Raw genomic sequence first — 1,456 nt, 5'->3', positions numbered from 1 at the left:
CCCTTGGCGATGTAGGTCATGGGGTCGATGACCTTGCCGGCCTTGCCGGCGACGGAGAGTACCTTCGCGACGGCTCCGGCCTTGCCGGCTCCCGCGACGGCGCCGCCGGCGCCTCCGGTGAACACGGTCGTCAGGACGTTGAACGTGACCGCCCCGGCCGCCCGGCCGGGGTTCTTGCCCCACTCGTCCCACGCGACGAGGGCCTTGCCGGTTTCCTTCATCGCGGTGCGTGAGTCACGCAGCCAGGAGGGCAGTTTGTCGTCGGGCAGGGCCCAGAACAGGGTTCCGGCGCCGGGGACGGCGCTGATGACGAGGCCGGTCGCGAGCTGGGCCAGGCCTTTCCAGGCCTGTCCCATCGCGTCCCAGCCGCCGAACCCGACGAGGGTCCCCAGGCCCTTGATGGTGCCCCAGATCCCGTCGACGATCAGCCCGTCCCACACGAACGACTTGACCCAGTGCCCGACTTCGTACCAGTGGTGCTTCTCCTCGACGGGGTCGCCCCAGGGAAGCTTCGCGTTCTTCAGGTCATCCGCGTTGAACCCGTACTGGTCCTTGCGCTCGGAGCCGTCACCGGCGACCATCTGCGTCCCGCCGAACAGGGCGGTGATCTTGTTGTGACAGGTCCGCTCGGCGGCCCAGAACGCGGCGACGGTGGCGGTGATGTCGTCGCGGAGCTGGTTGTGCTCCTCGACCTTGTCCCCGTCGTACTCCCAGTCCTCGTCGTCCTTGTTCTCGTTCACGAACGCCGTCGCGTCCGTCTTGAGCTGCGCGAGCTTCGTGACCAGCGGGCGGATCTCGCTCGCGTAGTCCGACAACGACGAGGCGACCTTCTCCAGATCGTCCGCGAAGCCGTCGGCCCGGTCCTTCACCGGCTTCGTCGACGCGAACAACTGCTCCGCCTCGGGCGCCTTGTAATAGGCGGACAACGCCTGGAAGTGGGTGTGGACGGACGAACCGGTGTCCCGGATATGACCGGCGTCCTTCGTCAGGCTCGCGTGGTCCTTCTCCAGCTGACCCAGATCACCCGTGTACTGCGGAATCGCCTCGGGCTTGATCACCGCGACTGCACCCCCGGCTTCTTCGGATCCAGATCCACCGCACCCAAAGCCTTGCGCTGCGCCTCGGCCGCCATATCCAGATCACCGTTCAGATACGCCGTCGTGGCGTCCACCGCACCCGTCAGCGACTTCCCCGCCCGCGCCGCGATGAACTTCAGATCAGGCGTGGTGTGCTCGGCGAACTGCGACAACGCCAACGCGACCAGACCACCCACGGCCTGCTCCCCGCCCTTGCCACCACCACCGCCGCCGTCTCCGCCCTCGGCGGTGATCGTGCCCGCACTCGACGCCGCCGACGACAGATGATCCCCGTACGACGTCGCATGCGTCTGAATCTTCGACGCAACCTCACCCGTCGTCTTCAGCACACCCTGAATACCCTGCGGCTTCAGATCCCA

Annotated in this window: 1 protein-coding gene and 1 pseudogene; both read right to left on the bottom strand. The window is 67.2% G+C overall.

The window, feature by feature from the left end; genetic code table 11:
* Positions 1-1,058: pseudogene (locus ABZY11_RS44470) on the bottom strand (protein phosphatase); the annotation flags it as partial.
* On the bottom strand, positions 1,055-1,456 hold a 402-nt coding region (locus ABZY11_RS44465; RefSeq protein ID WP_356484615.1), incomplete at its 5' end, for a DUF6507 family protein. The pseudogene ABZY11_RS44470 and the gene ABZY11_RS44465, both read right to left, overlap by 4 nt.

This window comes from Streptomyces sp. NPDC006510 (assembly GCF_040611955.1).
In the GTDB taxonomy this organism is placed as follows: Bacteria; Actinomycetota; Actinomycetes; order Streptomycetales; family Streptomycetaceae; genus Streptomyces.
This window is presented reverse-complemented; position numbering and strand designations above follow the sequence as displayed.